The organism is Vibrio sp. 970 (assembly GCF_033339075.1).
The window spans coordinates 1-543 of sequence record NZ_JAWOTW010000707.1 but is presented as its reverse complement, the minus strand read 5'-3'; the positions used below and the strand labels follow the sequence as shown (position 1 = coordinate 543).

Sequence of the window (543 nt, the reverse complement as noted above, 5' to 3'; positions counted from 1 at the left end):
GAGAAAAGGTGACAAACTCGTTTGTATCGGACCGCCTGACAGCATATCTGCGGGGTCTTCTAGCGTTAAGATTAATGGTAAACCGGCTGCTAGATCAGGGGACTCTACATCTCATGGTGGAAAAATTCTCGTCGGTGTACCGACCGTCCTCATCGGGGGATAGATGCGAATTGGTTTTAAGATGCCTCTATGTCTTATTGACGATGAGGAAGTGCAAGTTAGCTCTATTCTCGATGCTTCATTTAGGTTTTCCGGTGAAAAAACACAAAACGTTAACAATGAAGTTTATGAAGAACGACTGTTTAAGCTGATTGCGTCACATGAGAGAAGCTTAAAACAAGCAGAAGTATCTGGTTGTGTTTGCGTATTGTTGCCCCAACTCAGCGACAAAACGCTACTGAAAAAAATCATGCTTGAGATATCCTCTGCCTTAGGTGGTCATCCAAGTACAAATATCTACTTGTATCCTTACGGGCAGGCATCCTTTTTGATGGCTCTTGGAAGAATAGAAAGAGAGGTGGTCTCAAGTCGACCAACCTGGGT

The 543-nt window shown here is 43.8% G+C and carries 1 protein-coding gene and 1 pseudogene; both read left to right on the top strand.

From position 1 onward, the window contains the following. Nucleotides 1-163: PAAR domain-containing protein (locus tag R7Q11_RS28740; RefSeq protein ID WP_225467293.1), on the top strand; the 163-nt coding region annotated here is incomplete at its 5' end. Continuing rightward, nucleotides 164-543: pseudogene (locus tag R7Q11_RS28735) on the top strand (transhydrogenase beta subunit); the annotation flags it as partial.